24 protein-coding genes are annotated in these 26,150 nt (G+C 44.4%); 11 read left to right on the top strand and 13 right to left on the bottom strand.

What is annotated here, in order from left to right; translation table 11 throughout:
- The first annotated feature begins 65 nt into the window (after positions 1-65).
- The 3 genes from ACPD8L_RS12785 to ACPD8L_RS12795 are packed head-to-tail and all read left to right on the top strand — an operon-like array spanning position 66 to position 5,262.
- Complete coding sequence (locus ACPD8L_RS12785) at positions 66-1,085, top strand: LacI family DNA-binding transcriptional regulator (protein ID WP_116217570.1); 1,020 nt, start codon at positions 66-68, stop codon at positions 1,083-1,085.
- Positions 1,086-1,136: 51 nt separating this feature from the next.
- A complete protein-coding gene (locus tag ACPD8L_RS12790) occupies positions 1,137-3,443 on the top strand; it encodes a glycoside hydrolase family 65 protein (protein ID WP_423943666.1) in 2,307 nt (768 codons plus the stop codon).
- A 40-nt stretch (positions 3,444-3,483) separates the two neighbouring features.
- Positions 3,484-5,262 carry an alpha-amylase family glycosyl hydrolase gene (locus tag ACPD8L_RS12795; protein WP_423943667.1) on the top strand — a complete coding sequence of 593 codons (1,779 nt, stop codon included), beginning with the start codon at positions 3,484-3,486 and terminating at the stop codon, positions 5,260-5,262.
- A gap of 50 nt (positions 5,263-5,312) precedes the next feature.
- Here the strand turns inward: ACPD8L_RS12795 and ACPD8L_RS12800 are convergent, their stop codons facing one another.
- Positions 5,313-5,732: a hypothetical protein gene (locus ACPD8L_RS12800; protein WP_116216312.1), complete on the bottom strand. Its 420-nt coding sequence runs from the start codon at positions 5,730-5,732 to the stop codon at positions 5,313-5,315.
- A gap of 248 nt (positions 5,733-5,980) precedes the next feature.
- Between ACPD8L_RS12800 and ACPD8L_RS12805 the strand changes: the two genes are divergently transcribed.
- Positions 5,981-6,676, top strand: coding sequence for a glycerophosphodiester phosphodiesterase (locus ACPD8L_RS12805; protein ID WP_423943669.1), 696 nt, complete (start codon positions 5,981-5,983; stop codon positions 6,674-6,676).
- Positions 6,676-7,947: a BaiN/RdsA family NAD(P)/FAD-dependent oxidoreductase gene (locus ACPD8L_RS12810; protein WP_423943671.1), complete on the top strand. Its 1,272-nt coding sequence runs from the start codon at positions 6,676-6,678 to the stop codon at positions 7,945-7,947. Before ACPD8L_RS12805 ends, ACPD8L_RS12810 begins: the two co-directional genes overlap by 1 nt.
- Here ACPD8L_RS12810 and ACPD8L_RS12815 read toward each other — a convergent pair whose 3' ends face one another.
- Both ACPD8L_RS12815 and glpK read right to left on the bottom strand, forming a co-directional pair.
- Positions 7,948-8,676 carry an MIP/aquaporin family protein gene (locus ACPD8L_RS12815; protein ID WP_423943673.1) on the bottom strand — a complete coding sequence of 243 codons (729 nt, stop codon included), beginning with the start codon at positions 8,674-8,676 and terminating at the stop codon, positions 7,948-7,950.
- Positions 8,677-8,710: 34 nt separating this feature from the next.
- On the bottom strand, positions 8,711-10,207 hold the full coding sequence (gene glpK / locus ACPD8L_RS12820) for a glycerol kinase GlpK (RefSeq protein ID WP_423943675.1): 1,497 nt from the start codon (positions 10,205-10,207) through the stop codon (positions 8,711-8,713).
- Between the two features lie 56 nt (positions 10,208-10,263).
- Here glpK and ACPD8L_RS12825 point away from each other — a divergent pair, with 56 nt between their 5' ends.
- Positions 10,264-10,818, top strand: a complete 555-nt coding sequence (locus ACPD8L_RS12825) for a DUF1697 domain-containing protein (protein WP_423943677.1) — start codon at positions 10,264-10,266, stop codon at positions 10,816-10,818.
- A gap of 106 nt (positions 10,819-10,924) precedes the next feature.
- Here ACPD8L_RS12825 and ACPD8L_RS12830 read toward each other — a convergent pair whose 3' ends face one another.
- Positions 10,925-11,401: a TspO/MBR family protein gene (locus ACPD8L_RS12830; protein ID WP_116216306.1), complete on the bottom strand. Its 477-nt coding sequence runs from the start codon at positions 11,399-11,401 to the stop codon at positions 10,925-10,927.
- A gap of 90 nt (positions 11,402-11,491) precedes the next feature.
- On the opposite strand from ACPD8L_RS12830, the gene ACPD8L_RS12835 reads away from it, so the two are divergent.
- The 5 genes from ACPD8L_RS12835 (at position 11,492) to ACPD8L_RS12855 (ending at position 15,924) form a co-directional block, all read left to right on the top strand.
- On the top strand, positions 11,492-12,577 hold the full coding sequence (locus ACPD8L_RS12835; protein WP_423943678.1) for a diphosphomevalonate decarboxylase: 1,086 nt from the start codon (positions 11,492-11,494) through the stop codon (positions 12,575-12,577).
- 138 nt (positions 12,578-12,715) lie between these two features.
- Positions 12,716-13,654 (top strand): mevalonate kinase family protein, encoded by a 939-nt coding sequence (locus ACPD8L_RS12840; RefSeq protein WP_293304278.1) that lies wholly within the window; start codon positions 12,716-12,718, stop codon positions 13,652-13,654.
- 9 nt (positions 13,655-13,663) lie between these two features.
- Entirely contained in the window at positions 13,664-14,572 is a 909-nt protein-coding gene (locus ACPD8L_RS12845; RefSeq protein ID WP_116216303.1) for a geranylgeranylglycerol-phosphate geranylgeranyltransferase, read from the top strand.
- A 62-nt stretch (positions 14,573-14,634) separates the two neighbouring features.
- On the top strand, positions 14,635-15,480 hold the full coding sequence (locus tag ACPD8L_RS12850) for a pseudouridine synthase (protein ID WP_423943680.1): 846 nt from the start codon (positions 14,635-14,637) through the stop codon (positions 15,478-15,480).
- Between the two features lie 3 nt (positions 15,481-15,483).
- A complete protein-coding gene (locus ACPD8L_RS12855; RefSeq protein ID WP_423943682.1) occupies positions 15,484-15,924 on the top strand; it encodes a hypothetical protein in 441 nt (146 codons plus the stop codon).
- 7 nt (positions 15,925-15,931) lie between these two features.
- On the opposite strand, the gene ACPD8L_RS12860 is transcribed toward ACPD8L_RS12855, so the two are convergent.
- The 9 genes from ACPD8L_RS12860 to proC form a co-directional block, all read right to left on the bottom strand.
- Entirely contained in the window at positions 15,932-17,527 is a 1,596-nt protein-coding gene (locus ACPD8L_RS12860; RefSeq protein WP_423943683.1) for a M1 family metallopeptidase, read from the bottom strand.
- A 137-nt stretch (positions 17,528-17,664) separates the two neighbouring features.
- Positions 17,665-19,080 (bottom strand): Ig-like domain-containing protein, encoded by a 1,416-nt coding sequence (locus tag ACPD8L_RS12865; protein ID WP_423943684.1) that lies wholly within the window; start codon positions 19,078-19,080, stop codon positions 17,665-17,667.
- Between the two features lie 173 nt (positions 19,081-19,253).
- A complete protein-coding gene (argH, locus tag ACPD8L_RS12870; RefSeq protein WP_423943686.1) occupies positions 19,254-20,531 on the bottom strand; it encodes an argininosuccinate lyase in 1,278 nt (425 codons plus the stop codon).
- Between the two features lie 64 nt (positions 20,532-20,595).
- Positions 20,596-21,669, bottom strand: coding sequence for a M20 family metallo-hydrolase (locus ACPD8L_RS12875; protein WP_423943688.1), 1,074 nt, complete (start codon positions 21,667-21,669; stop codon positions 20,596-20,598).
- A complete protein-coding gene (argB, locus tag ACPD8L_RS12880) occupies positions 21,666-22,445 on the bottom strand; it encodes an acetylglutamate kinase (protein ID WP_293304294.1) in 780 nt (259 codons plus the stop codon). Before argB ends, ACPD8L_RS12875 begins: the two co-directional genes overlap by 4 nt.
- Position 22,446: 1 nt before the next feature.
- Positions 22,447-23,193 (bottom strand): SDR family NAD(P)-dependent oxidoreductase, encoded by a 747-nt coding sequence (locus ACPD8L_RS12885; protein ID WP_423943690.1) that lies wholly within the window; start codon positions 23,191-23,193, stop codon positions 22,447-22,449.
- The gene (locus tag ACPD8L_RS12890; RefSeq protein WP_293304297.1) at positions 23,190-24,131 is read right to left on the bottom strand and encodes a Rossmann-fold NAD(P)-binding domain-containing protein; all 942 of its coding nucleotides are present in this window, start codon (positions 24,129-24,131) and stop codon (positions 23,190-23,192) included. The genes ACPD8L_RS12885 and ACPD8L_RS12890 overlap by 4 nt, the downstream gene beginning before the upstream one ends.
- Positions 24,128-25,255: an aspartate aminotransferase family protein gene (locus ACPD8L_RS12895; protein ID WP_423943692.1), complete on the bottom strand. Its 1,128-nt coding sequence runs from the start codon at positions 25,253-25,255 to the stop codon at positions 24,128-24,130. Before ACPD8L_RS12895 ends, ACPD8L_RS12890 begins: the two co-directional genes overlap by 4 nt.
- A gap of 85 nt (positions 25,256-25,340) precedes the next feature.
- Positions 25,341-26,135, bottom strand: coding sequence for a pyrroline-5-carboxylate reductase (gene proC, locus ACPD8L_RS12900; RefSeq protein ID WP_116217568.1), 795 nt, complete (start codon positions 26,133-26,135; stop codon positions 25,341-25,343).
- Between the last annotated feature and the right edge of the window lie 15 nt (positions 26,136-26,150).

Below are 26,150 nucleotides of genomic sequence, written 5' to 3' on the forward strand. Positions count from 1 at the left end.
TTTGGTCAGCCCCCTTTTCTATAATGAGTAATTTCCAAATTATTATTAAATCAAATCCCTGATTGTTGAAAGCAAAAATTACCCTAAAAGATATAGCAAGAGAGCTTGAAGTGTCCATTTCAACGGTGTCAAAGGCGTTAAAGAACAGTGAGGAAATCAGCCGGGATACCAAGGAAAAAGTGCAAGCGTTTGCCAGACTGTACAATTACAAGCCCAATAACATAGCCATTAGCCTTAAAAACAAGAGGACCAAGAACATTGGGGTGGTCATTCCTGATATTGTCCACCATTTTTTTACCACGGTGATCAGGGGCATTGAAAAATATGCCAATGCAAGGGGATATAATGTAATTGTGTGCCTATCCGAAGAATCTTTTGATAAAGAGGTAATAAATATGGAGATGCTGGCCAATGGTAGCATTGATGGCTTTATCATGTCCTTGTCTTCCGAGACACAGCAAAAAGGCGATTATAACCACCTTAAGGAAGTAACCGAGCAGGGTATTCCCGTGGTACTGTTTGATCGTATCACCAATGAGATAGATTGCGATAAAGTTGTCATTGATGATGAATTGGGAGCGTACATGGCCACCAAAAAACTGATTGAACAAGGAAGAAAGAAAATAGCCCTCATCACAACCGATGATTACCTTAGTGTAAGCAAGGCCCGAACAGTTGGATACAAAAAGGCCCTCACCGAAATGGGGATAGATGTTGATGAATCCAAAATCCTAAAACTGCCCACCATGGAAATGGACGAGGCCGGCATCAAAAGCTTTTTGGAAACCCAAAAATTGGATGCTGTGCTGTGCGTTAATGAAATATTTGCCGTCTACAGTATGCGGTTGGCCCAAAAGAGCGGTCTCCGAATCCCTGAAGATATCTCCTTTATTGGGTTTACGGACGGGGTTTTGTCCAAATATGCCAACCCAAGCTTAACGGTGGTGGCCCAGCATGGGGAGAAAATGGGCGAGATGTCTGCCCAAATGTTGATCGATAAGGTGGAAAGCGAGGAAGATGAAGAGACCTACCAGACCAAAATCCTCGAACCCACCTTGGTGATTCGGGATTCCATAATCCATTAACATAGGATCTATGGTATAAGTATCTTTGCCATTACATTTATCGCTAAAGCAATGAATCAAGAATACATAACAGCACACCCTTGGTCCATTATCGAAGAAGGATTTGACCAAGAATTGGTACAATCTTCGGAAAGTTTGTTCAGCCTCGGGAACGGGGCCATGGGACAACGGGCCAATTTTGAGGAACACTATTCGGGGGAAACCTTCCAAGGCAGTTATATTGCAGGGGTCTATTATCCTGATAAAACCCGTGTGGGATGGTGGAAAAATGGCTATCCAGAGTACTTTGCCAAAGTGCTCAACGCTCCCAACTGGATCGGTATTGATATTTCATTGAATGGTCAACCCTTGGATTTGGCCCAATGCAAAAAAGTCGCGCATTTTCTTCGAGAGCTCAATATGAAAGAAGGATGGTACAAACGCAGTTTTGTGGCCACCCTACCCAATGATTTGGAAATTGCGGTTGAAGTGACCCGTTTTTTAAGTCTGGACCTGGATGAATTGGGAGCCATACAATATACTATACAACTGCTCAATGGAGACGCTGAAGTTCTGGTAACACCCTATCTGGATGGAGGGATAAAAAACAGGGATAGCAATTGGGACGATAAATTCTGGAACATCACTGCAATTGGCTCCAAACAAAATAGGGCTTTTGTGGAATCCCACACCATGAAGACCCATTTTAAGGTCTGTACCTTCATGGAGAGTGAATTGTATGTGGAAGGGGACAAGGTTGATGAAAATCCTGCCGTAAAAAAAGATGAAACTTCCGTAGGTCATACCTATACGGTCCATCTTCAAAAGGATGAGACCCTCACTTTGATAAAATATGGGGGCTATACCGTAGATAGGAACCATCCGGCAGACCAACTCCAGGAAGCCGCCAACAAGATTTTGGACCAAGCATCCAAACTCGGTTTTGAAACCTTGCTGCAAATGCAAAAGGATGCATGGGCCCAGATTTGGGAAATGAGTGACATTGCCATTGAAGGTGATGTAAAGGCGCAACAAGGCATCCGGTTCAATATATTTCAGCTTAACCAAACCTATCTTGGAAAAGATTCCAGACTGAACATTGGCCCCAAAGGATTTACCGGTGAAAAATATGGGGGAAGCACCTATTGGGACACCGAGGCGTACTGCTTGCCATTTTATATGGCCACCAAAAACCAGCAAGTAGCTTGGAACCTATTGGAATACCGCTATAACCATTTACTTAAGGCCATAGAGAATGCAGGAAAGTTGGGATTCAAAAATGGGGCGGCACTATATCCCATGGTCACCATGAACGGGGAGGAATGCCATAACGAATGGGAAATCACCTTTGAGGAAATCCATAGAAATGGGGCCATAGCCTTTGCTATATACAATTATCACCGTTTCACGGGAGATTATAGCTACATCCCCGAAATGGGGTTGGAAGTCTTGATCGGAATTGCGAGATTCTGGTACCAAAGGGTCAATTTTTCAGAAGAGAAGCAACAGTATGTGATGTTGGGTGTAACAGGACCCAACGAATACGAGAACAATGTCAATAACAACTGGTACACCAATTATTTGGCCAAATGGTGCATGGAATATGTTGCGGAACAACTCCAAATAGTATCCGAATCCTACCCAGAGGATTACCAACGTATAATTTCCGACACAAATTTGGTTCCATCTGAAATTGAGGACTGGACCAAAGTGGCGGGTAACATGTATTTTCCTTTTTCTGAAAAACACAAAGTGTTTTTACAGCAAGATGGGTTTTTGGATAAGGAATTGGTTCGGGTGCAAGATTTGGACAAGTCCGAAAGGCCCATCAACCAAAAATGGAGTTGGGACCGCATCCTTAGGTCTCCTTACATCAAACAAGCCGATGTGCTCCAAGGCTTTTACTTTTTTGAAGACCATTTCAGTCAGGAGGAATTGGAACGTCATTTCGATTTCTACGAGCCCTTTACCGTCCATGAATCCTCACTTTCCCCCTGCGTGCACAGCATTCAGGCTGCCAAACTGGGACGCATGGAACAGGCCTACACCTTTTACTTGAGAACATCCCGGTTGGACTTGGACGATTACAACAAGGAAGTGGAAGAAGGTCTCCATATTACCTCCATGGCCGGCACATGGATGAGCATTGTGGAAGGTTTTGGGGGAATGCGGGTCGTGGACAGCGTACTGAGTTTTACCCCCCGAATTCCAGAACAATGGAAATCATATGCCTTCAAAATCAATTTTAGGAACCAAATCGTGACCATGACCGTCTCTGCCCAAGGAACTGCCTTTACAGTTTCCGGGGATGATGCCTTGACCATTCAGGTAGATGGGAAGCCCCTCAAGTTGATGCCTGGGGAAACGGTCCGTGCCTAAAAGTTCCTTTATTTTGCGGTTGGAAAAACCACGAGACCCCATGAAGAAAAAATCAATAGTCTATCAAGTCTTTACCCGACTTTTTGGAAACACCAATACCCATAACATTCCTTGGGGGACCATTGAAGAAAATGGAGTGGGCAAGTTCGCGGATTTTACTGAAAAAGCTTTGGGGGAAATCCAAGCTTTGGGGGTCACCCACGTCTGGTATACCGGAGTGTTGCACCATGCTTTGGTCAATGATTATACCGCTTATGGCATTTCCAATGACGATTATAATGTAGTCAAGGGGCGTGCAGGCTCACCTTACGCCGTAAAGGACTACTACAATGTAAATCCCGACTTGGCCTTGGACCCCTCCAAACGTCTTGATGAATTCAAGGAACTTATCCAGAGGACCCATAAATTGGGGATGAAAGTGATCATAGACATAGTACCCAACCATGTGGCCCGGAAATACGAAGGAACCAACAATCCCGAAGGAGTGGTGGACTTGGGCGCCCGTGATGATGTTACGAAGGAGTACGATGTCAACAACAATTTTTACTACATCCCGGGTCAACCGTTTCAGTTGCCCCATTGGGAGCATGGATACATGCCTTTAGGCGGAAAAAACGTTCCGTTATCAAATCAAAAACTTGAGGAGAACCCCGCCAAATGGACCGGAAATGGTTCTCGAATGGCCCAACCCCATTTCAACGATTGGTATGAAACCGTAAAAATCAACTACGGGGTACGGCCAGATGGCATCAAGGATTTTGATGAATTGCCTTGGGACTTCAGGAGTAAGGGGCACAAGGAACACTTTCGGTTTTGGGAGGATAAGACCGTACCCGATTCTTGGGCAAAATTCAGGGATATTGCCCTATACTGGTTGGATTTTGGCGTGGATGGGTTTCGCTACGACATGGCCGAAATGGTGCCGGTGGAGTTTTGGAGCTACCTGAATTCCAACATCAAAATGAAGAAGCCAGACGCTTTTTTAATGGCGGAGGTATACAATCCAGACCTATATCGGAACTATATCCAACTGGGAAAGATGGACTACCTGTACGATAAGGTGGATTTGTATGATGGTTTAAAGCATATCATGAAGGGGTATGGCTGGACAGACCATATTCCCGTGGTGCAGCAAAAGGTGTTGGACATTGAGCACCATATGCTCCATTTTTTGGAAAACCACGACGAGCAAAGAATCGCCAGTCCGGATTTTGTGGGCAAAGCAGAACTGGGAAAGCCTGCCATGGTCGTTTCGGCCACTATTGGCACATCGCCCACCATGATTTATTTTGGACAGGAAGTAGGTGAGCCGGCCGCAGAGGATGCGGGTTTTGGAAAGCCTACACGTACCTCCATTTTCGATTATATTGGAGTGCCCCACCATCAACGTTGGATGAACAATAAAGCATTTGATGGAGGTCAATTGTCACAAGAAGAAAAGGAACTCCGGGAATTTTATGCCCGCCTTTTGAACTTTACCAAACAAAGCTCTGCTTTGATGGGCGAATACCAAGAAATTCATTTTTACAATAAGGAACGTGTCGAGAACTATGATCATAGGGTACTTTCATTTGCAAGATGGACCGATGGGGAAAAACTCCTGGTCGTTTCCAATTTCGACGCCCATAAAAACTATGCTTTTGAACTTAAGGTTCCGGAAGATATCATAGCCAAATGGCAATTGAAGGATACGGTATACGGCCTTTCCGAAGCATTATATGGAAAAATGGAATTGCCCTTATCGGTGGAGAATGGGCAAGGAAAAGTCTGGGTGGAACTAGAGCCTTTGGAATCCTATATTTTTAAGTTGACACCATAAAAAAGCGGATTGCAAAGCAATCCGCTCCAGTTTAAGGTTGGTTAGTTGCCTTACGATTTTGCAGCTGTTTTTTGGTAGATCAGTGCAATGATGGCTCCTATAATTCCGTAAAAAACAATGTCCAGAACGGCTTCAACAATATGGCCGGTCATATCCATCCAGCTCATGGTGGCATAGGTAATGAGGCCTGTGCCCAATCCTATTAGGGCCCCAATCCAAGCCCCAAACTCAAATCCTTGGCCTAAGGAATGATGGCCTCTGGCCCATTTACTGTACAGGGTACTAAGGATAAAGGAGGCGATAAGATTGGCTAGAGCGATGATTCCCAAATCTGGAACCTCTTTCATGGCATTTACAATGGTGTGCTCAGTAAAAAAGTCTACAGTGGCAATACCCCAAATGAGGTATCCCAGAAAAAACATGACAATCGTTGCGACCAAGGTGGCCAGCAAATTGGATTTTGAAAACATGGTTGTAGTTTTTTATTGGTTATGAATATGATAAATGTATCAAATAAAATTTAACAAATCGATAAAAATCAACGCTTTAAAAAATTAATATCTTTCTTTTTGGTAAAATAATCCATGGATTTTTCATTTTTGGATACAGTTCCCAGATTCGATTTTCATGTTGTATTTTTAACTACCATAAAAACGGAAAAATGAAGAAAAATCTACTTTGGGCATCAATTGTCATTATAGTATGTAACAGCTGCGGAATGAAAGATTCAAAACCATTGGTCATTGGGCATAGAGGTGCCATGGGCCACGAAACCGAAAATACACTGGCGTCTGTTCAAAAGGCAATGGACTTGGGTGTAGACATGATAGAGATAGACGTGTTCCAAATAGAAAGTGGGGAAACTGTGGTGTTTCATGATGATACGGTGGATAGATTGACCAACGGAGGCGGTAAAATAGAGGAGTACAATGTATTTGATATGAAGCAGCTCATTTTGGATGGAGGACATACGATTCCTTTGTTGCAGGATGTGTTGAAACTCATTGATAACAAAGTAGGATTGAATATTGAGTTGAAGGGAGCGGGAACATCTGAAAGAGTGGACTTCATCACAAAAAGTTATATTAAAAACAGGGGATGGTCATCGGACAATATTGTCATTTCCAGTTTCAATTGGGATGAGCTTCGGGAAATGCGAAAGCTCAACAAGGACATCAAGATTGCAGTACTTACTAGTGATGACCCCCTAAAAGCCATTGAAGTGGCCAAAGAATTGAATGCTGTGGCCATAAACCCCAGATACACCACCTTAACTGCTGAGAATGTGGAACAAATGCAGGGAGAAGGATTGAAGGTTTACACGTGGACCGTCAACAAGCCTGAAGATATCCAACAAATGAAAGATTTTGGGGTGGACGGTATCATTACCGATTATCCTGAACGGGCCCATTAATGTTCGATGTAATTATCGTAGGCGGAGGTGCTGCCGGTTTTTATGCCGGAATCCATATTGCGGAGCGGGCACCCCATGCCAAGATTGCCATTTTTGAACGGGGCAAGAATGTACTGTCCAAAGTAAAGGTTTCTGGAGGCGGCCGGTGCAATGTGACCCATGGCGAATTTTCCCCCCGGGAACTTTCCACCAACTATCCCCGAGGCGAAAGAGAGCTTTTGGGACCTTTCCACAATTATGCCCCCATGGATGTCATGGCTTTTTTTGAGGAACGTGGGGTGCCGCTCAAGATTGAAGAGGATGGACGTGTATTTCCCCAGAGCGATTCTTCACAATCCATCATAGATTGTCTTGTAGGCGAGGCAGAACGATTGGGCATCACGATTTTGCGCAACAGCTCCGTAAAACAGTTTGAACGAAATGGGGAGCAATGGCAGGTGACCACCATGAACAAGCACTACCATGCCAAAAAGCTACTGCTTACCACGGGAAGTAACCCCAAAATATGGGAACAGTTGCAAGCAATGGGGCACACCATTGTTTCGCCAGTACCCTCCCTTTTCACATTTAATATCAATGATGAACGTATCCATGGAATCCAAGGGATAAGTACTTATGTTTCTGCTGAAATCCCTCCCAAAAGAACTTTTTCCTCAGATAAGGCCCAACTCAACCTGAAGAGTGCTAAAAAGGAAGAACCCGTTTTAGAGTCCGAAGGCCCCTTGTTGATCACCCATTGGGGATTGAGTGGCCCAGCTATTCTAAAACTGTCTGCGTGGGGTGCCAATATTTTGAACAAATACAATTATGCATTCCGGTTGAATATCAATTGGATGCCTGAGTATACAACCGCTTCCATGGAAAGGCTACTCCGGAAAATAAAGGAAGTGGAACCCAAAAAAACGGTTTTGAGGACCCATGCCGTTGAACTTCCCCGCCGACTTTGGGCAAAATTGGTCCATGCGGCACGCATCAAAAAAGATGAAAAATGGGCTGACCTTACCAAAGAGAAACTTCAAAATTTGGCCGAGCAACTCACCGACTCCTCTTTTAAAGTTGAAGGAAAGAGTACTTTTAAAGAAGAATTCGTTACTGCTGGAGGGGTGGATTTAAAAGAAATCGATTTTAGGACATTCGAAAGTAAAATCATTCCCAACCTTTACTTTGCTGGGGAAATCATCAACGTGGATGCCATAACGGGCGGCTTCAACTTTCAAAATGCATGGACAGGAGCTTATTTGGCCGCAAAGGCCATTGCTTCGTCCAAATGATCACTGTAGAAGCATGGTGATTCCGGCAGCCAATGCCGCACCCAATATTGGGCCTATCACCGGAATCCAAGAATAACCCCATCCGTTGGACCCTTTATTTTTTATGGGAACCAGGGCATGGATGATTCTTGGTCCCATATCCCGGGCCGGATTAATGGCATAGCCTGTAGTACCTCCCAAGGACAACCCAATTCCCCATACGATCAAGGCTACGGGCAAGGCTCCCAATGAACCCAGACCAATAATGGTATTGTCCGAGGACATCACGGCATCCGTAAAATAAAGTACGGCAAACACCAAAACAAAAGTGCCCAAGATTTCGGTCAAGAGGTTTAAAAAGGTATTTGGAATGGCGGGAGCATTGCAAAAGACTGCCCGCTTTGTATTTCCATCAGAAGTGGCATCAAAATGGTCTTTATTCATCAACCACACCAAAAAGGCACCCAACATGGCCCCAATGAACTGTGCTGCAATATAACTTAGGATGGCATCAACGGGGAATTCCCCTGCCACGGCCAGTCCAATGGTAACGGCCGGATTGAGATGTGCGCCGCTGTATGGTCCGGCAACCACGACCCCGGTATAAACCGCAAAGGCCCATCCGGTGGTGATCACCATCCATCCAGAACCATTTCCGTAGGTTTTTTGCAAAGAAACATTGGCATTGACACCACACCCAAGAAGAATCAAAAGAAAGGTGCCCACAATTTCGGCGATAAAGGGAGTCATATGGATTTTGGTTTAGCGTTTACAGTCGGTTAATTTATGGGTTTTCCGTCCAATGTTCCAAAGCTTTTATGGCCCGGTACCATCCTTGTATGCCTTTATCTATGTTTTCCCGCTCCTTGGAAGGCTTAAAATGGACATCGGCTTGCCAAATATCTTGTATTTCCGTGGTGCTTTTCCAATATCCAACGGCCAATCCTGCCAGATAGGCGGCACCCATGACCGTGGTCTCCACAATTTTCGGTCTAACGGTAACAGTGTTCAAAACATCGGCCTGAAACTGCATGAGCATATCATTTATGGTAGCACCGCCATCTACCCGAAGCTCCTTGATGGAAATACCCGAATCTGCTTCCATGGCTTTTAGAATATCCATGGTCTGGTAGGCAATGGATTCCAAAGCAGCCCGCGCGATATGGGCATCGGTACTTCCGCGCGTCAACCCAAAAATGGTGCCTTGGGCATGTTGGTTCCAATGTGGCGCACCCAAACCGGCAAAGGCGGGAACAAAATAGACCCCATCCGAACTATTGACACCCCCTGCGAGTTTCTCAACTTCCGAGGAGGTTTTAATGACCTTTAAACTATCGCGAAGCCATTGCACCACTGCTCCGGCAATAAAAATACTCCCTTCCAGGGCATATTGGGTCTTTCCGTTGATTTTCCATGCCACCGTGGTCAATAGATTATTTTTGGATACTACAGGGGTCTCTCCAATGTTCATGAGCATAAAACAACCCGTGCCATAGGTGTTTTTGACCATTCCCTTTTTGGTGCACATTTGGCCAAAGAGGGCTGCTTGTTGATCTCCGGCAATTCCCGCAATGGGGATTTTAGAGGCAAAGAAATTGGGGCTGGTGTAGCCATAGACCTCACTGGATTGATGTACTTCGGGAAGCATGCTCTTGGGAATGGTGAGCAATTCCAATAACTCATCGTCCCATTGCATGGTATTGATGTTGAAAATAAGGGTACGCGAGGCATTGGTAACGTCGGTAATATGCAGTTTGCCCTCCGTCATTTTCCAGATGAGCCAAGTATCAATGGTACCCATGACCAAATCGCCGGCCTCGGCCTTTTTCCGGGCGCCTTCCACATGATCCAAAATCCATTTTACCTTGGTCCCCGAGAAATAGGAATCAATGACCAGACCCGTTTTTTCACGGATCATTTCTGATTTCCCCTGCTTTTTCAGTGCATCGCAGTAGTCGGCTGTACGCTTGTCTTGCCATACGATGGCATTGTAGATCGGCTCCCCAGTATTTCGGTCCCACACCACTACGGTTTCACGCTGATTAGTGATACCAATAGCAGCCATTTGTTCCCCTTTCAATCCTTTTTTGCTAACGGCTTCGGCGGCCATTCCAGCTTGGGTGGCCCATATCTCATTGGGATCGTGCTCTACCCATCCCGGTTTTGGGAAAATTTGGGTGAATTCTTTCTGGGCCACAGAGATAATGGTTCCCTTTTGATCAAAGATCACGGCCCTGGAACTGGTAGTACCTTGATCCAAAGCAAGGATGTATTGGTTCATTTTTGTTAATTTAATGCGATTGAATTTACTAAAATTAATTTGGGTAGCTTTTTAATATGATGCATAACTATATAGCACTTCTAAGGGGAATCAATGTGGGTGGCCAAAAGAAGATAAAAATGGCAGACCTAAGGGAAACCTTGATCAAAACAGGATTGAACCATGTGGAGACCTACATTCAGAGTGGTAATGTGGTTTTTAGGGATGGGGAATCGAACAAGCGAGTGCTTGAAAGCCGCATCCATAAGGCCATTTTGGATGATTTTGGGTTTGAGGTACCCGTTTTGGTGGTATTGGAAGAAGATATCAGGAAAATACTGAAGAATAGTCCGTTCGACCAAAATGATGAGGATAATAAATTATATTATGTATTGCTCAAAGAACCTCCAAGGACGGATGCCGTAAACGAATTCAATGAACTCCATTTTGAACAAGAAGATTTTCACATTACGGATGCCTGTGTCTACCTACTGTGCAAAAAGGGATATGGAAACGCCAAACTCAGTAATAATCTGGTAGAGCAAAAACTCAAAGTGGAAGCCACCACCCGCAATTTAAGAACCATGCAAAAACTGCTGGATATGGTCCAAAAAAAAGTAGTCAGCCAATAGTCTTGTCTTTCTCCAAATAGTATTGAACCTGAACTTGCCCTTGAACTTATGTTTGAACTTGAACTTGAACTTGTCCTTGCCCTTGAACTTGAACTTGTATTTAACCCTAAGGGTTAAGCTCCCAGACCTTGTAGTTGAGAACGGCTGCAAAACAAACCCATAATAGATAGGGGACCATTAAAATAGCGGCAGGTTTACTCACCACCTTGAACCATTTAATGGTCAACATGATCAGGGTGAGCAGCACCAAAATCACCAAAAGGGCCAATAGTGGATTCTTCAATCCAAAAAAGACAATGCTCCACAAAGCGTTGAAAAGCAATTGAAAGACAAAATGATAAAGGGCCGTTTTCACCCAAATATGGTGATATCCCTTGGACCAGACCACCCCGGCCGCAACACCCATCAACACATAAAGCACGGTCCAGACCGGGGCAAAAAGCTCATTGGGAGGGGTAAAGGAAGGCTTGTTCAATGTGGTATACCATTCATTCACAGAGCTTTGGGTTGCAAAACCCGAAAGGAAGCCTATGAGAAGACACACGGCGACACTGATGGAAATGTAAATGATTCTTTTTTTCATGACAGGCACTACATCAACTAAAATAAGAATTTATTTGAATCCCCTTTCCGGTAAGAGGCATGCTATCTTATATTTGTCCAAACATTTCCCATGACCGAAAACGACTTTTCCCAAAACACCTATTCCCATTTTCCAAAGGAGGGCAAGGTCACATGGAAGGCTCCCAGCAATATCGCCTTGGTAAAATATTGGGGGAAACTGGCCCATCAGATACCGGCCAACCCATCCATCAGTTTTACATTGGATGCCTGTGCTACAACTACTTCAATGGTATTCGGGAAAAAAGAGGAAAGCTCCAATACATTTTCTTTCGACTTCTTTTTTGAGGGGAAACCTAAGGAAGATTTTAAACCCAAGATCCAAACCTTTTTGGAACGTATCAATGCGTATGTTCCTTTTTTAAAGGAATATCATTTGGTCATAGAAACCTCCAATTCTTTCCCGCATAGTAGTGGGATAGCTTCCTCGGCAAGCGGTATGGCCGCATTGTCCTTGTGTATCATGGACATTGAAAAGCAAATGAATCCTGATATGGACGGGGCCTTTTTCAATAAAAAAGCGTCTTTTTTGGCCCGTTTGGGTTCGGGAAGCGCCTGTAGGAGTATTGAGGGTGATTTGATTCAATGGGGAACACATAAAAACATACCCGAAAGTTCCAATCTGTACGGGATCAAATACCCTTTTGAGGTACATCCGGTGTTCAAGAACTATCACGATACCATTTTGTTGGTCCATAAAGGGCAAAAACAGGTCAGCAGCACCGTAGGACACGAATTGATGCATGGACATCCTTTTGCCGAAAATCGGTTCCGGCAAGCACATGAAAATTTGGATGCGTTAAAGGGGGTCTTTGCCAATGGCGATGTGGAGGAATTCATCAAGATTGTGGAAAGTGAGGCGCTTACCCTACATGCCATGATGATGACCAGTATGCCCTATTTCATTTTAATGAAACCGGATACTTTGGAGATTATCAACAAGATTTGGGCCTACCGTTCGGAAACCCATGTTCCCATTTGTTTTACCTTGGATGCAGGGGCCAATGTTCATGTACTCTACCCAGAGTCTGTCAAGGAAAAAGCCATTCAATTTATTAAGGATGAATTGGTTGAACATTGTGAGAAAGGGCACTACATTTGCGACCGGATTGGCCAAGGAGCACGAAAAATACAGTAAAACGAACCCAAGGAAACCGTTTTTTTGCGTTCTTTGCCACAACTTTTGATGGTGATACAAGATTTTGAAGGGAAAACAGTTTTGTTCATCGGATTAGTTTAACAGTCAGACACATAGTTTGTATCTTAGCAATAGTATATGAAAGGCCCTTTATTTTATTCCAAGATTCTACTTTTCGGAGAGTATGGTATCATCAAAGATTCCAAAGGCCTTTCCATTCCCTATAATTTTTTTAAAGGAGCTTTAAAAAGCGGAAAGGACCTATCTGGGCAAGCCCTTAAATCCAACGAAAGCCTTAAGGCTTTTGCAGGGTATTTGAAGCAGCTCCAAGATCAGGAAGAAGGCCTGGTGTCTTTTGATATAAAAGCTTTGGAAGAAGACATTGCCAACGGAATGTATTTTGACAGTTCCATTCCCCAAGGCTATGGGATTGGCAGTAGTGGTGCCTTGGTGGCGGCCATTTACGATAAATATGCAAAGGACAAGATTACAGTGCTTGAAAACCTGACCCGGGACAAATTATTGAGGTTGAAGGAGATTTTTGGAAAGATGGAATCTTTTTTCCATGGGAAATCTTCAGGTCTTGACCCTTTGAACAGCTACTTGAGTTTACCCATTCTCATCAATTCCAAAGACAATATTGAATCTACCAGCATACCCTCCCAAAACACCAATGGCAAGGGTGCCGTATTCCTGTTGGATAGTGGAATCACTGGAGAAACAGCTCCCATGGTACAGATTTTTATGGAGAAGATGAAGCAGGAAGGATTCCGGAATATGGTCAAGAACCAATTCGTAAAGCATACCGATGCCTGTGTGGAGGACTTTTTGAACGGAAACATCAAGTCGCTTTTTGGAAACCTGAAGCAACTGTCCCATGTGGTATTTGACCACTTTAAACCTATGATTCCGTCCAAGTTCCATCAATTATGGAAACAAGGTATTGAAACCAACGATTACTACCTTAAACTTTGTGGATCTGGTGGTGGAGGATACATTTTGGGCTTCACCCAAGATTTGGAGAAGGCAAAAAAAGCACTCAAAGACTACAATTTAGAGGTGGTGTACAACTTCTAAAATCGTCCCATGTTACTCAGTCGAAAGAACAAACTCTTGCTTTTTAAGCTGTTGAGTCTGTTTTCTGTGGTTCGCGGATATAACATTTTGGTAATTACCTTGGCCCAGTATCTGGCCTCCATCTACATACTTTCGCCAGATGTTCCGCTTCGGCAGGTGGTGCTTGACCTTAATCTTTTTTTGATCGTTACGGCTTCTGCCTTGGTCATTGCCAGCGGATATATCATCAATAATTTTTATGATGCGGAAAAGGACCTGATCAACAAACCTACCAAAAGTATGCTGGACAGGTTGGTGAGCCAGCGGTTTAAGCTGACCACCTATTTCATCCTGAATTTTGTGGCGGTATTCGCGGCGAGTTATATTTCGTTTAGGGCGGTGTTCTTTTTTTCGGCCTATATTTTTGGCATCTGGTTCTATTCCCATAAGTTGAAACGTATTCCCTTTTTGGGCAATCTGGTGTCGGCCACTTTGGCCATTGCCCCCTTCTTTGTGGTATTTGTGTACTATCAGAATTTCAAGACCGTAATTTTTGTACATGCCCTGTTTCTGTTTCTCTTGATTTTGGCCCGAGAAATGATCAAGGATTTGGAGAACATGGCCGGCGACATGGCACAGAACTACAAGACCATTCCCATAATTTACGGACCCAAAGTTTCCAAATTTCTTATCGGCCTGCTCATTGTCCTGACTCTGGTTCCTGCTCTTTTACTGATCAAGACCTTTGATGTGGGCTATATGTACCTTTATTTTATGGCCTGTATTGCACTGCTTTTGCTGTTTTTGGTACTTCTGTGGAAGTCAGGGGGGAAGCGGGATTATGTTTGGCTCCATAACATCCTGAAGTTTATCATTGTAGCAGGTGTCTTTAGCATTCTCCTGATTGATGTGGACCTCGTTCTGAACCGAATCCTCTAATTGTTTGCCCTAGAGGTTTTTCGGGAGGTAAAAACACTACATTTGCAAAAAATTGATGACTGATGACGAGATCGGACAATAACGGGAACAGGAGAAATCCAAAAGGCGGCAATAGGGGAGGAAACAACCGTAAGCCCTTTGCCAAAAAATACAATACCCGTGAAAAGGGAAATACCACACAGAAAAAATCCAACCCAGATGAGATTCGGTTGAACCGATATATTGCCAACGCGGGTATCTGCTCCCGTAGGGAGGCCGACACCTATATTGCCGCCGGAAATGTATCCGTGAACGGAAAGGTGGTGACCGAAATGGGCTATAAGGTAAAACGCTCTGATGACGTCCGTTTCGATGGCAAACGATTAAGCCTCGAGAAGAAAGAATACATCCTTTTGAACAAGCCGAAGAACTTTATCACCACCACTAGTGATGAAAAGGGAAGGCGGACCGTAATGGAGTTGGTTTCGAGTGCTTCCAAGTCCAGACTTTTGCCCGTAGGGCGGTTGGATCGCAACACTACTGGACTTTTGCTCTTTACCAATGATGGGGATCTTACCAAAAAACTCACCCACCCCAAGCATGGGGTCCGTAAGATATACCATGTGCATTTGGACAAAAATCTGAGTTTATCCGATCTGCATAAGATTGAGGAAGGATTGGAACTGGAAGATGGGCCTATTGATGTGGACAGCATCAGTTTTATCCAAGGGGCTCCCAAACGAGAAATAGGGGTGGAGATCCATAGCGGAAGAAACCGTATTGTGCGTCGTATTTTTGAGCATTTGGGCTATGAGGTGACCAAATTGGACCGCGTTATCTTCGCCGGACTTACCAAAAAAGATTTGCCACGGGGTCATTGGAGACATTTGACCGAGCAGGAGATCATTAATCTAAGAATGATCAAATAAGGTTTGAAAACGGCGAAGCTCTACCATATCCGGTTTTGGTTATTGGCACTTTGCTTCTTTACACTTGCGGGTGTTTTTGAATTTTTCCTGGGCAGATCGTACTTCGACATCAATATTCATGACACCTATTTTGTCATGGCACAGGCAGATTTGTTCATATTGACCGGACTGTGGTTTGGTCTCTGCGGATTGGGATATTGGATTCTTTTCAAGTTGAAGATAAGGGTGTTTCCATGGATGCATTGGGTGCACTTTGTACTGAGTCTTTTGCCTTTTTTGATGATGTCCCTTACCAATTATATTTCTCCGGAACCCAGCTTTGAAAATTTAGCTTTGCTAAGGCGTATGGATTATGCGTGGTTTCTGGTAGTGTTGGGATTTCTTGTGGGTCAAACCCTGTATTTCCTTAATATTTTTATTTCTACACTTTTGGCAAAACGCTAATCCACTCTTATAGTTTTCCCATATCCTCGAACAAGGTCCACTGGTTGGGGTCCAATACAACGGAATCCGGTCGGTCCTTGGACTTGATCTTGAAACTTTTGGAACGTTCGTCCATTTGAATAGTTTCAATGGTGGTCACACCATCTTTGACCAAACCAATTTCCAAAGGAAACTGAAACGTGTGGTGTTCCTGCAGTTGCGAGAGTTGAATGATCACCTCCCCTTTTTTATACTCCCATTTCCATTTGAGTTGGGGATGCCCTTTGGTGAACAGCCATTGCTGGAAAAAGTCTTCCAGACCTTGGCCTGAAACATTTTCCATCACCAGTCGGAAATCGTTGGTGAGGGCGTTGCTGTTTTGGTAGGTGGCGTAGTACTTGCGGATGCCTTCCCAGAAGGTCTCGTCACCCAATGTATACCGAAGCATGTTCAAGACCCAACCGCCCTTTTGGTAAGTGTTGGTGCTTAGCACTCGCATGGGATCTTTAATGGTAAGGTCTATAATGGGTGAGGGACTATTGCGATAGTAGTCAAAAATCTCATTTTTGTCAATCGCCAGTTCTTCCTTCCTTCGGTCATCGCCATACACGCTTTCCAGATAAAGAATACAGAAATAGGTGGCAAACCCTTCGCTGAGCCACACATGGTTCCAGCTTTTCTCGGTAGCCGAATTCCCAAACCATTGGTGCGCAATCTCATGGGCGATCAAAGGTTCCACAGTCTTGTTCCCGGTCACCGAATTCTCAAAATAGGCTATGGTCCCGGCGTTCTCTAGCCCACCCCATTGGGTTTTGGCCTGCATATTGGCCAGTTTGGCATAGGAATAGGGGCCAATGGTACTGATAAAATAGTCCAGCACGTTCGTTGCGACCGAATAATCGCCAAAACCATCCAAGCGGTTTTGCGGGTACACCCATGCAGACACCTCAATGTCGTGGACTTCATCAAGAAGCCTAGAAGCAAATTCGGTTACCCCGATGGTCATCACCTTGGTGGCCACAGGGGCGGGTTCTTGGTATATGGTGAGCTTGTAGCCGTTCTCCAGATTGCTTTCTTCGAGTTTTTTGCCGGTTGCTACTACGTCATACTGGTCTGGCGCGGTGATTTGGAATTCCACACTGGCCTTATCGTACGGATGATCTACGGAAGGAAGCCAGTGCCGGGCCAAATTGGGCCAATTGTCCCCAAAAAAGGAACGCTTCCCATACTTGGTGGTGGAAATGACCAGACCCCGCTCAGGAACACCATGGTACTTTACGGTATAGGTCCGGGTCTTACTTTCGGATGCAGCAGGAACAATATTGATTTTGTTATCGGTATAGGAATACTTCGCAGGCGATGTCCCTTCCAGGACCTCGGTGACTTCCATGCCAAATTCCCCCGACTTTTCAATGAGGTCCAAAGCAAATGGAACAGCTTCGGATTTAAAGGAAACCACAATTTGGGCCTCCCCTAGTATTTCGTTGTTTTCGTCGTTCAGTTGGAGCCCAAAAACATAGTTTTGCACATCTACGGATTCATTTTTGGGGTAGGAATCTTGGGCCACGACCCCAAAGACCATAAAAATAGCAGCGAGTGAAAGGAAAAATCGTTGTTGCATCATGCAACCAAGATACTATTTTAAGTGAATCCGAAAAGTCTTCCAATATGCTTTTATTACGACATTGGTTTTGTGCCCTAATTGAATACTTCACTGAAATTATATGCTTGTCAAAGCTATACCATTGATGATAAGACGCACTAAGGCTCACAAGTGCCATCTTGCAGCTCAATTTCCGTAGGATTGTATAAATTGTCTGTGGCTGTGTACCAAGGATAATTTCCTCCTTGGATAAGCGGCACAATTGCGCAAAAGTTGGTTAGCTGGCTGTTGTTTGTGATGGTAATGCCGTCCTCAACGGTGTCCAAATTATCCAGTCCATCCAGATTAGTGAGAGACGGATTGTTACGGATGCTTAGTTCACCGGTTATGTGTTGAAGTGTGCTCAATCCAGATAGATCCACAATATCATTATATCCTGCCTGTGCGCCATAGCTGTCACTAAGACTTAGCTTTCCATTAAACACAATGTATTCTTTTGCCGCAAGTTTATCAACCCCTGTCTGTTTCGAGATGTCCAAACTTCCATAATATTCCCCCAAAGGGACCTCATATTGGCATTGCTCTGAAAGGATTTCTGAAGCTCCGGGGTTGTAACGATTAAAATATATTACGGCAGATGTGTTTGGATTTGAAGTATAGAGTTGCTCTAATGCACAAAAATTATAGAGAGCGTCATTGTCGGAAATGATTAAATGATCAACATCAGTTAAATTTTGCAATCCGTCTAAATCTAAAAGCAAAGGGTTGTTTGTAATGGTTAGCCAATTTAGGTTGAAGCAAGTACTCAATTGAGAGAGACTTTCCAATTTGGGGTTGCCGTCAATTTGTATGGAAATATTTTCTCCGGGTGATATTGGGAAACCATCCAAACTTGCAAGATTTTTATTTCCATTGATTAAAAGCGCACCAGTGATAATAAGATTTTCTATGCCTAAAAGTGAAGTGCAATTGGTATCAGTAATTATCAGATTCTGAACAGAGGTTAAGTTTTCAAGCGGTTGTAAGCTTTCTATATTTTCATCACTGATCCTAAATATTCCTCCCGTTACACTTGTATATCCTTTCTGTATAAACGCTTCCAGTTCTTCTTGACTTAATATATTAAGATCACCCTCATAAACATCACTGATGCCCTTGCCGGACAACGGGAAATTGGGTGGTGTGGCGGTGGCATTGCTTGCCACTGCAAGACTTCCTGAATAGGTGGTCTGGTCCAATGGCGAAAAGGTAACGTTTATGGTACGTTGCCCATTGGAGGGAATATCGCCCGAAGTCCAATCCCCAGAGAAACCTTCGGGCCAGGTAATATCCGTAATGGTAAGGGTTGAATTTCCCGTATTGCCCAAGGTAATGGCCATGGTCTTCTCACTATTGGCCACTACATTCCCAAAATTGAGGGAACTGGAATTGTTCTCCGATGCAATGGAGAGTATGGCAGTTGGATCGGGTGGGGGCAATTTTCCACCGGTATCTGGACCGTCATTATCCGATTTGGAGCAGCCAAAGAATATCAAAGAAATCAGGACCAGGAAAGTAAAGGCATTTTTTTTCATTGTTGGAGCATTGGAATTCATCTTTTATGTAAAAAATGAATGCATTCAACACCCAAAATCCGAAAAGAATTGGACTATACTATGGCAAAACCAACGTATGGGGCATATGGATTGACCAATGCCCCTTTTGGATTGATAAATGATATAGCTATGCTTTTACTAGCCCTATAAGATTATATTTTGTCCATTTTGGCCCTGATTTCCTCCAAACACAAATTCCCTAAACTACCCTCGTGGGAGTGTTCAATGTCCCGTTTGGGTTTAAAATTGCCATTCTCTATGGCTTTGCCCATGGTCTTGTAGGCATCCCGGAACGGCATTCCGCTTTTTACCAATTCGTTCAAGGTATCCACACTGAAGAGGTAATCGTATTTTGGGTCATCCAAAATGTTAGCGTTTACCTTGATTTCCTTAAGGCTGAAGGTCATCATCTCCAAACAGGCCTGCATATCCTGTAAAGCAGGGACGATCACTTCCTTCACCAACTGAAGGTCCCGGTGATAGCCGCTCGGCAGATTGTTCATGATCAAAATAAGCTGGTTGGGCACCGATTGGATTTTGTTGCATTTGGCGCGAATCAATTCAAACACATCCGGGTTTTTCTTGTGCGGCATAATGCTGCTTCCCGTAGTAAGCTCATTGGGGAAGGAGATAAAATCAAAATTCTGGCTCATGTACAGGCAAATGTCCATCGCCATTTTGGATAGGGTAGCGGCAACGCTCGAAATTCCGAATGCTGTGGCTTTTTCCACTTTGCCCCGTCCCATTTGCGCTGCCACTACATTATATTTTAGAGTGTCAAAGCCCATTTCTTCAGTAGTGAAACTTCTGTCGATGGGAAAAGAGCTTCCATAACCTGCAGCACTTCCCAACGGGTTTTGATCGGCAACTTTGTGAGCTGCTTGTACAAAGTACAAATCATCAATCAAGCTTTCGGCATAGGCCGAAAACCAAAGCCCGAAAGAAGAGGGCATGGCAATCTGCAGATGCGTATACCCGGGCAACAATACATTCTTGTGTTTTTCCGCAAGGTTCAAGAGTAGGTCGAAAAGTGTTTTTACTTGGGCCTTGATATCGTTCAACTCATCCTTGAGGTACAATTGCATGGCCACCAGAACTTGGTCGTTGCGTGAGCGAGCTGAATGGATTTTTTTACCTGTGTCTCCAAGTTTCTCCGTCAACAAAAACTCGATTTTGGAGTGCATATCCTCAAAATCGTCCTCAATGGTAAATTTCCCCTTTTCTATATCCTTGGCGATGTTTCCCAAAGCCTTCACCAAATCCTTGGTTTCTTCTTCGGTGATCAATCCCACTTTTCCCAGCATCTTGGCATGCGCAGTTGAAGCAATCACGTCGTACTTGGCCAAGACCAAATCGAGTTCACGGTCGTTGCCTACGGTAAAATGGTCTATTTTTTTATCGGTACTAAAACCTTTGTCCCAGAGTTTCATAGTGAATAATTCAAGTTCAAGTATCAAGTACAGCTTTTTGGTGTTTGAAGCTTGTACTCGTGTTTTATTTTTTTAGAAAACCTTCTAATATTTTTATATATAAAGCGATTCCTTCCTCAATTTCGTTTACATAGATAAATTCGTCGGCCGAATGGGAACGGGTGCTGTCCCCGGGGCCGAGTTTTACCGATTGGCAGCTCAGGGCCGCTTGGTCGGATAGGGTCGGGGAGCCATAGGTGCCCCTGCCCAATGCCAGACCACTTTTTACCAAATCATGTTCTGGGTCAATGGAGGAGGAGTTCAAGCGTAGGGAACGGGGTGTCATTTCGCAAGGTGCTTCTTTTTGCAAAAGGTCCGCAATTTCTTGATTGGAATAGCAATCGTTCACCCGAACATCAACAACCAAATCCACTTGGGCCGGCACCACATTGTGCTGTTTTCCCGCATTGATTTGGGTCACCGTCAATTTTACTTCGCCCAAAGCTTCGGAAACTTTATCAAAAGAACAGTCCTTGAACCATTGCAACACATCAATGGTGTTGTATATGGCATTGTTGTTATTGGGATGCGCGGCGTGTGATGGGGTTCCCTTGACCACGGCATCGAAGACCACCAACCCTTTTTCGGCAATGGCCAGGTCCATCAAGGTGGGTTCCCCCACTACGGCAACATCAATGTTGGGAAGGATGGGCAATAGGGAACGAATACTTTTTTCCCCGGCATCCTCCTCTTCACCGGTTGCCGCCATGATGATATTATGACTTAATCCTTCGGCTTCGTAAAAATGGACGAAAGTGGCAAGAAGTGACACCAAACATCCACCGGCATCATTACTGCCCAGACCGAACAATTTACCCTCTTCAATATGAGGATGGAAAGGGTCTTTGGTATACGCATTGTTGGGCTTTACCGTATCGTGGTGGGAGTTGAGCAACAAAGTGGGTTTGGACTTATCAAAATGTTTGTTGAAGGCATAGATGTTGTTATACTGTCTGTGTACCTCAATGCCAAATCCTTCAAGGTATGCAGCAATGGCATCCCCTGTTTTGTCTTCCTCCCCGGAAAATGAAGGAATGGAAATCAACTGTTTTAGCAGTTCAATGGCTTTTTGGGTCAATTGGTCTTGGGAAATTTTCATAGCGTTAATGTGGTAAAATTTGAATTGCCTTCTTCGAGCATACCCGAATCCCCGATGCAGACTTTGGATACTTGGTTGCGAAGGGCGTAAAAGCAATTGTGCATTTTGGGCAACATTCCATCAGAGATGATGCCATAGGCCAAAAGCTCATCATACGTCTTGGTGTCGATATGTTGAATCACCGAGTTTTCATCCTCTACGTCTTGTAAGACCCCTTTCTTTTCGAAACAGTAATAAAGCGTAGTGTCAAATTGATCGGACATGGCAATGGCAAGTTCTGCCGCGATGGTATCGGCATTGGTATTGAGCAACTGGCCTTTGCCATCGTGCGTCAACGCGCAGAAAATGGGGGTGAAGCCTGCCTGTAGCAGCTTAAAGATGCCATAGGAATTCACAATGTCCACATCGCCCACATAGCCAAAATCTACCTTTTTTACGGGTCTTTTATGCGCTCTTATGGCATCGGCATCCGCCCCACTCATTCCAATGGCATTGGTGCCAAAGGCCTGCAATTGGGCCACAATGTTTTTACTGACCAAACCTCCATACACCATAATGGCGACGTCCAGACTGGCGGCATCCGTGATTCGCCTACCGTTGATCATTTTGGTCTTGATTCCCAATTTACCTCCCATTTCCGTGGCCTTTTTGCCACCTCCATGTACCATTATCTTGTTTCCCGGCAATTTGGAAAACAGTCCCAAAATGTGGTAAAACCCTTTCTCGTCCTCAATCAAATTGCTTCCTACTTTTACTATGGAAAGTGCTTGTTTCATACTATACATTTAAAATTCCTCCATCTATGGTTATTGCGGTGCCAGTGATCCATGAACTATCTTCTGAGACCATAAAAAGTGCAAGTTTTGCTATATCTTCAGGAGTTCCCAGCCGTTTCAGCAAAGTGGCTTCCTTTGCCTTTTCCACGGCGGTCTCCGGGTTATTGAAAGCTTTTGCGGAATCCCAAAGCAAAGGCGTGTCCACCGGCCCCGGACAAATGGCATTCACCCTCACTTTTGGGGCATAGTCCACGGCCATTTGCTTCATCAAAGCCAAAGCTGCGGCTTTTGAAGCACAATAGGCAGGGTGGTTGGGGAAACTCTTGAATGCTGCTATGGATGCGTTTATCAAAATATGGCCCTGTTCACTGTTTTGTAAATGGGGCACTGCATATTTCGATAGGTAAAAAATTGAACTCAAATTGGTGTTGATGGTATTGTGCCATTCGGAAATGGGAAGCTCCTTGACATTCCCGAGACCCAGAATACCGGCGTTCAGGGAAAGCATATCCAATTTTCCGAAGTGCTGCATTGCTGTAGCCACCAATTGTTCGTTGTAGGATGGGTCGGTAATGTCACCAGCCAAGAACACTGCTTCCGCCAGTTCTTTTTCCAGGGCTTGACCACGTTCCAGATTACGACCGGACAGCACCAACTTGGCCCCTTCCATGGAGAAGACTCGTGCTATGGCTTTTCCCATACCACTGGTGGCTCCGGTAACAATACAGACCTTGTCCTTTAGTTTCATGATAGGGTTTCCAATAGTTTTTTAAATACAAGTTGTACGGCGAACACCCTGTTATGGGCCTGTTCCACGACCAAAGACTGATTGCCATCCAGCACGGCATCGTCCACAACCATATTTCTTCGTACGGGAAGGCAATGCATAAACTTGGCCTTTCCCAATTTCTGTTCTGTCATGGTCCAGTCAAGGTCCTTGCTCAAGACTTGACCATAATTAGAGTAACTGCTCCAGTTCTTTACATAGACAAAATCGGCATCTTCCAAAGCCTTGTCCTGATCATATTCTATATGACACCCTTTTGTGATGTTCGGATTAAGTTCGTACCCCTTTGGGTGTGTGATCACAAAATCGGCATCTTGGAGTTTCATCATATCCACAAATGAATTGGCCACTGCATGGGGCAATGCCTTTGGATGCGGTGCCCACGACAAAACCACTTTGGGTTTCGGTTTTGTATTATGTTCAGCCAGGGTAATGGCATCGGCCAAAGCCTGCAAAGGGTGACCCACTGAGCTTTCCATGTTCACAACAGGAATGGAGGCGTACTGGGCAAACCCATTGATGACCTCTTCAGCTTCATCCTTGGCTTTGTCCACCAATCCGGCAAAGGCCCTAATGGCCACAATGTCACAATATTGGGAAACTACCCGTGCCGCTTCCTTGATATGTTCCGATGTGCCTTGGTCCATAAGGGTGCCATCTCCATACTCCAAGGCCCAACCTTCGTTCCCAAAATTCATGATCATCACTTCCATTCCCAATTGCATGGCCGCTTTCTGTGTGCTTAAACGCGTACGTAGACTGTTGTTGAAGAAGAGAAGGCATACCGTCTTTTGTTTGCCCAAATCCTGAAATTGATAGGGGTCTTTTTTTAAAGTAATCGCTTCATCTACCCATACGGGGAGAGAATCTATATCGTTTATGGAAAGGTAGTGTTTCATTTCAATACAGTTTTGAGGGCTCCAAAAAATAGGTCGATGTGTTCTTTGGTTATGTTCAATGCCGGTAAAAACCGAAGCAATTTTTTGTTTTTGGCACTTCCCGTGAAAACATGTTGGTCATAGATCATTTTTTTGCGTAATTCGGCCACTTCAAAATCAAATTCCAGGCCAATCATCAATCCTCGCCCCTTTATGTTTTTTATTTCTGGGATTTCGGCCGCTTTTTCCTTAAAATAAGCGCCCAAGCTAGCTGCGTTGGCAATCAAATCTTCATTTTCAACGACATCCAAAACCGCCAAACAGGCCGCACAGGCCAAGTGGTTTCCTCCAAAGGTAGTGCCTAAAAGCCCATATGAAGGTTTAAATGTTTCATGGAGCAGTACGCCACCCACGGGAAAGCCATTTCCCATACCCTTGGCAATGGTTATGATATCAGGTTGGATATTGTGGTGTTGAAAGGCGAAAAACTTCCCACTTCGGCCATACCCGGACTGTACTTCATCCGCAATCAGGACCACATGGTTCTCCTTACATTTTTGGGCAATGAATTGATAGAATTCCGTGGAGGGTTCATCCAATCCACCTACCCCTTGAATGGCTTCCAGAATCACGGCACAATACGCATCGGAGTTGATGGCCTGTTCAAAGGCTTCAAAATCATTGAGAGGAAGAAAGGTCACTTCCTGTTGTTGGTTGATGGGAGCATTGATGCTGGGATTGTCCGTAGCGGCCACTGCCGCAGAGGTCCTGCCGTGAAAACTGTTCTTAAAGGAAATCACTTTGGCTTTTCCGGTATGAAAAGAGGCCATTTTTAGCGCATTTTCATTGGCTTCGGCCCCCGAATTGCACATGAACAGGTCATAATCCGTACAATCGGACAATTTTCCCAATTTTTCTGCGAGTTCCTCTTGAAGTGGGTTTTGCACGGAATTGCTGTAAAACGCCATCTTATCAAGTTGGTCCTTGATTTTTGCCACATAATGTGGATGGGTGTGCCCAATGGAGATTACGGCATGGCCTCCGTAAAAATCCAAATATTTTTGCCCCTTATCGTCCCATACCTCAATGCCTTTGGCAGATACTGGGGTAACGTCATAAAGAGGATATACGTCAAATAATTTCATAATCTTTTTACTGGTCACCTCGAGCAGAGTCGAGAGATGGTTTTTTATGGTTGAAGGTCAATACTACGCTCGACCTCATATTGTTTTATCCTTTTTTAATTTGGCTTATCTTCTCATATGAGCTCACGATTCCGCGAATCAGGGAAGAACTCAATCCTTGGTGCTCCATTTCATTCAAGCCTTCAATAGTACACCCTTTGGGGGTGGTTACCCTATCTATTTCCTCTTCGGGATGGCTTCCGGACTCGATCAAAAGGCTTGCAGCACCGTTACAGGTGTGCATGGCCAACTCCTGCGCTTCCTTGGCATCAAAGCCCAACTGAATGGCCCCTTGGGTGGTAGCACGTATCAAGCGCATCCAAAAGGCAATACCACTTGCGCAGATTACGGTTGCGGCCTGCATCTGTTCTTCGGGAATTTGCATGGTGTGTCCCATGCGGTTAAAGATGGCCTTGGCCAAATCAACACGTTTTTTACCCAACTCATTGCTGCAGATACAGGTCATGGACTTCCCTACTGAAATTGCCGTATTGGGCATACTACGGATGATGAACTTGTCCGCACCTATGATCTCTTCAATTTTTGGAATGCTAAATCCTGTAATGGTACTGATCACCACATGTTTTTCGGAGAGCAGGTCCTTGACATCCTTTAAAATGGTGGCAAAATGCCCGGGCTGCACGGCAAAAATCAGGATGTCGGAATTTTTCACCGCTTCTTGGTTGTCCGAAGTCACGGTGACGTTTCCGTACTTTTCAAATTCCTGGATGGATTTGGTGTTTCTTTTGGTGAGGTACATGGTGGTGGCCCCATTGCTGTGCAAAATGCCCTTGGCAATGGACAATCCCAAATTTCCTGTTCCTATGATGGCTATTTTCATTTTTAACTTTTTTAT

It is taken from the genome of Flagellimonas algicida, assembly GCF_049629585.1.
GTDB lineage: Bacteria > Bacteroidota > Bacteroidia > Flavobacteriales > Flavobacteriaceae > Flagellimonas.

Coding starts and splice junctions, on each gene's coding strand:
- ACPD8L_RS12790 (WP_423943666.1), top strand. CDS start 1,137: ATGAATCAAGAATACATAACAGCACACCCTTGGTCCATTATCGAAGAA.
- ACPD8L_RS12795 (WP_423943667.1), top strand. CDS start 3,484: ATGAAGAAAAAATCAATAGTCTATCAAGTCTTTACCCGACTTTTTGGA.
- ACPD8L_RS12800 (WP_116216312.1), bottom strand. CDS start 5,732: ATGTTTTCAAAATCCAATTTGCTGGCCACCTTGGTCGCAACGATTGTC.
- ACPD8L_RS12805 (WP_423943669.1), top strand. CDS start 5,981: ATGAAAGATTCAAAACCATTGGTCATTGGGCATAGAGGTGCCATGGGC.
- ACPD8L_RS12810 (WP_423943671.1), top strand. CDS start 6,676: ATGTTCGATGTAATTATCGTAGGCGGAGGTGCTGCCGGTTTTTATGCC.
- ACPD8L_RS12815 (WP_423943673.1), bottom strand. CDS start 8,676: ATGACTCCCTTTATCGCCGAAATTGTGGGCACCTTTCTTTTGATTCTT.
- glpK (WP_423943675.1), bottom strand. CDS start 10,207: ATGAACCAATACATCCTTGCTTTGGATCAAGGTACTACCAGTTCCAGG.
- ACPD8L_RS12825 (WP_423943677.1), top strand. CDS start 10,264: ATGATGCATAACTATATAGCACTTCTAAGGGGAATCAATGTGGGTGGC.
- ACPD8L_RS12830 (WP_116216306.1), bottom strand. CDS start 11,401: ATGAAAAAAAGAATCATTTACATTTCCATCAGTGTCGCCGTGTGTCTT.
- ACPD8L_RS12835 (WP_423943678.1), top strand. CDS start 11,492: ATGACCGAAAACGACTTTTCCCAAAACACCTATTCCCATTTTCCAAAG.
- ACPD8L_RS12840 (WP_293304278.1), top strand. CDS start 12,716: ATGAAAGGCCCTTTATTTTATTCCAAGATTCTACTTTTCGGAGAGTAT.
- ACPD8L_RS12845 (WP_116216303.1), top strand. CDS start 13,664: ATGTTACTCAGTCGAAAGAACAAACTCTTGCTTTTTAAGCTGTTGAGT.
- ACPD8L_RS12850 (WP_423943680.1), top strand. CDS start 14,635: ATGACGAGATCGGACAATAACGGGAACAGGAGAAATCCAAAAGGCGGC.
- ACPD8L_RS12860 (WP_423943683.1), bottom strand. CDS start 17,527: ATGATGCAACAACGATTTTTCCTTTCACTCGCTGCTATTTTTATGGTC.
- ACPD8L_RS12865 (WP_423943684.1), bottom strand. CDS start 19,080: ATGAAAAAAAATGCCTTTACTTTCCTGGTCCTGATTTCTTTGATATTC.
- argH (WP_423943686.1), bottom strand. CDS start 20,531: ATGAAACTCTGGGACAAAGGTTTTAGTACCGATAAAAAAATAGACCAT.
- ACPD8L_RS12875 (WP_423943688.1), bottom strand. CDS start 21,669: ATGAAAATTTCCCAAGACCAATTGACCCAAAAAGCCATTGAACTGCTA.
- argB (WP_293304294.1), bottom strand. CDS start 22,445: ATGAAACAAGCACTTTCCATAGTAAAAGTAGGAAGCAATTTGATTGAG.
- ACPD8L_RS12885 (WP_423943690.1), bottom strand. CDS start 23,193: ATGAAACTAAAGGACAAGGTCTGTATTGTTACCGGAGCCACCAGTGGT.
- ACPD8L_RS12890 (WP_293304297.1), bottom strand. CDS start 24,131: ATGAAACACTACCTTTCCATAAACGATATAGATTCTCTCCCCGTATGG.
- ACPD8L_RS12895 (WP_423943692.1), bottom strand. CDS start 25,255: ATGAAATTATTTGACGTATATCCTCTTTATGACGTTACCCCAGTATCT.
- proC (WP_116217568.1), bottom strand. CDS start 26,135: ATGAAAATAGCCATCATAGGAACAGGAAATTTGGGATTGTCCATTGCC.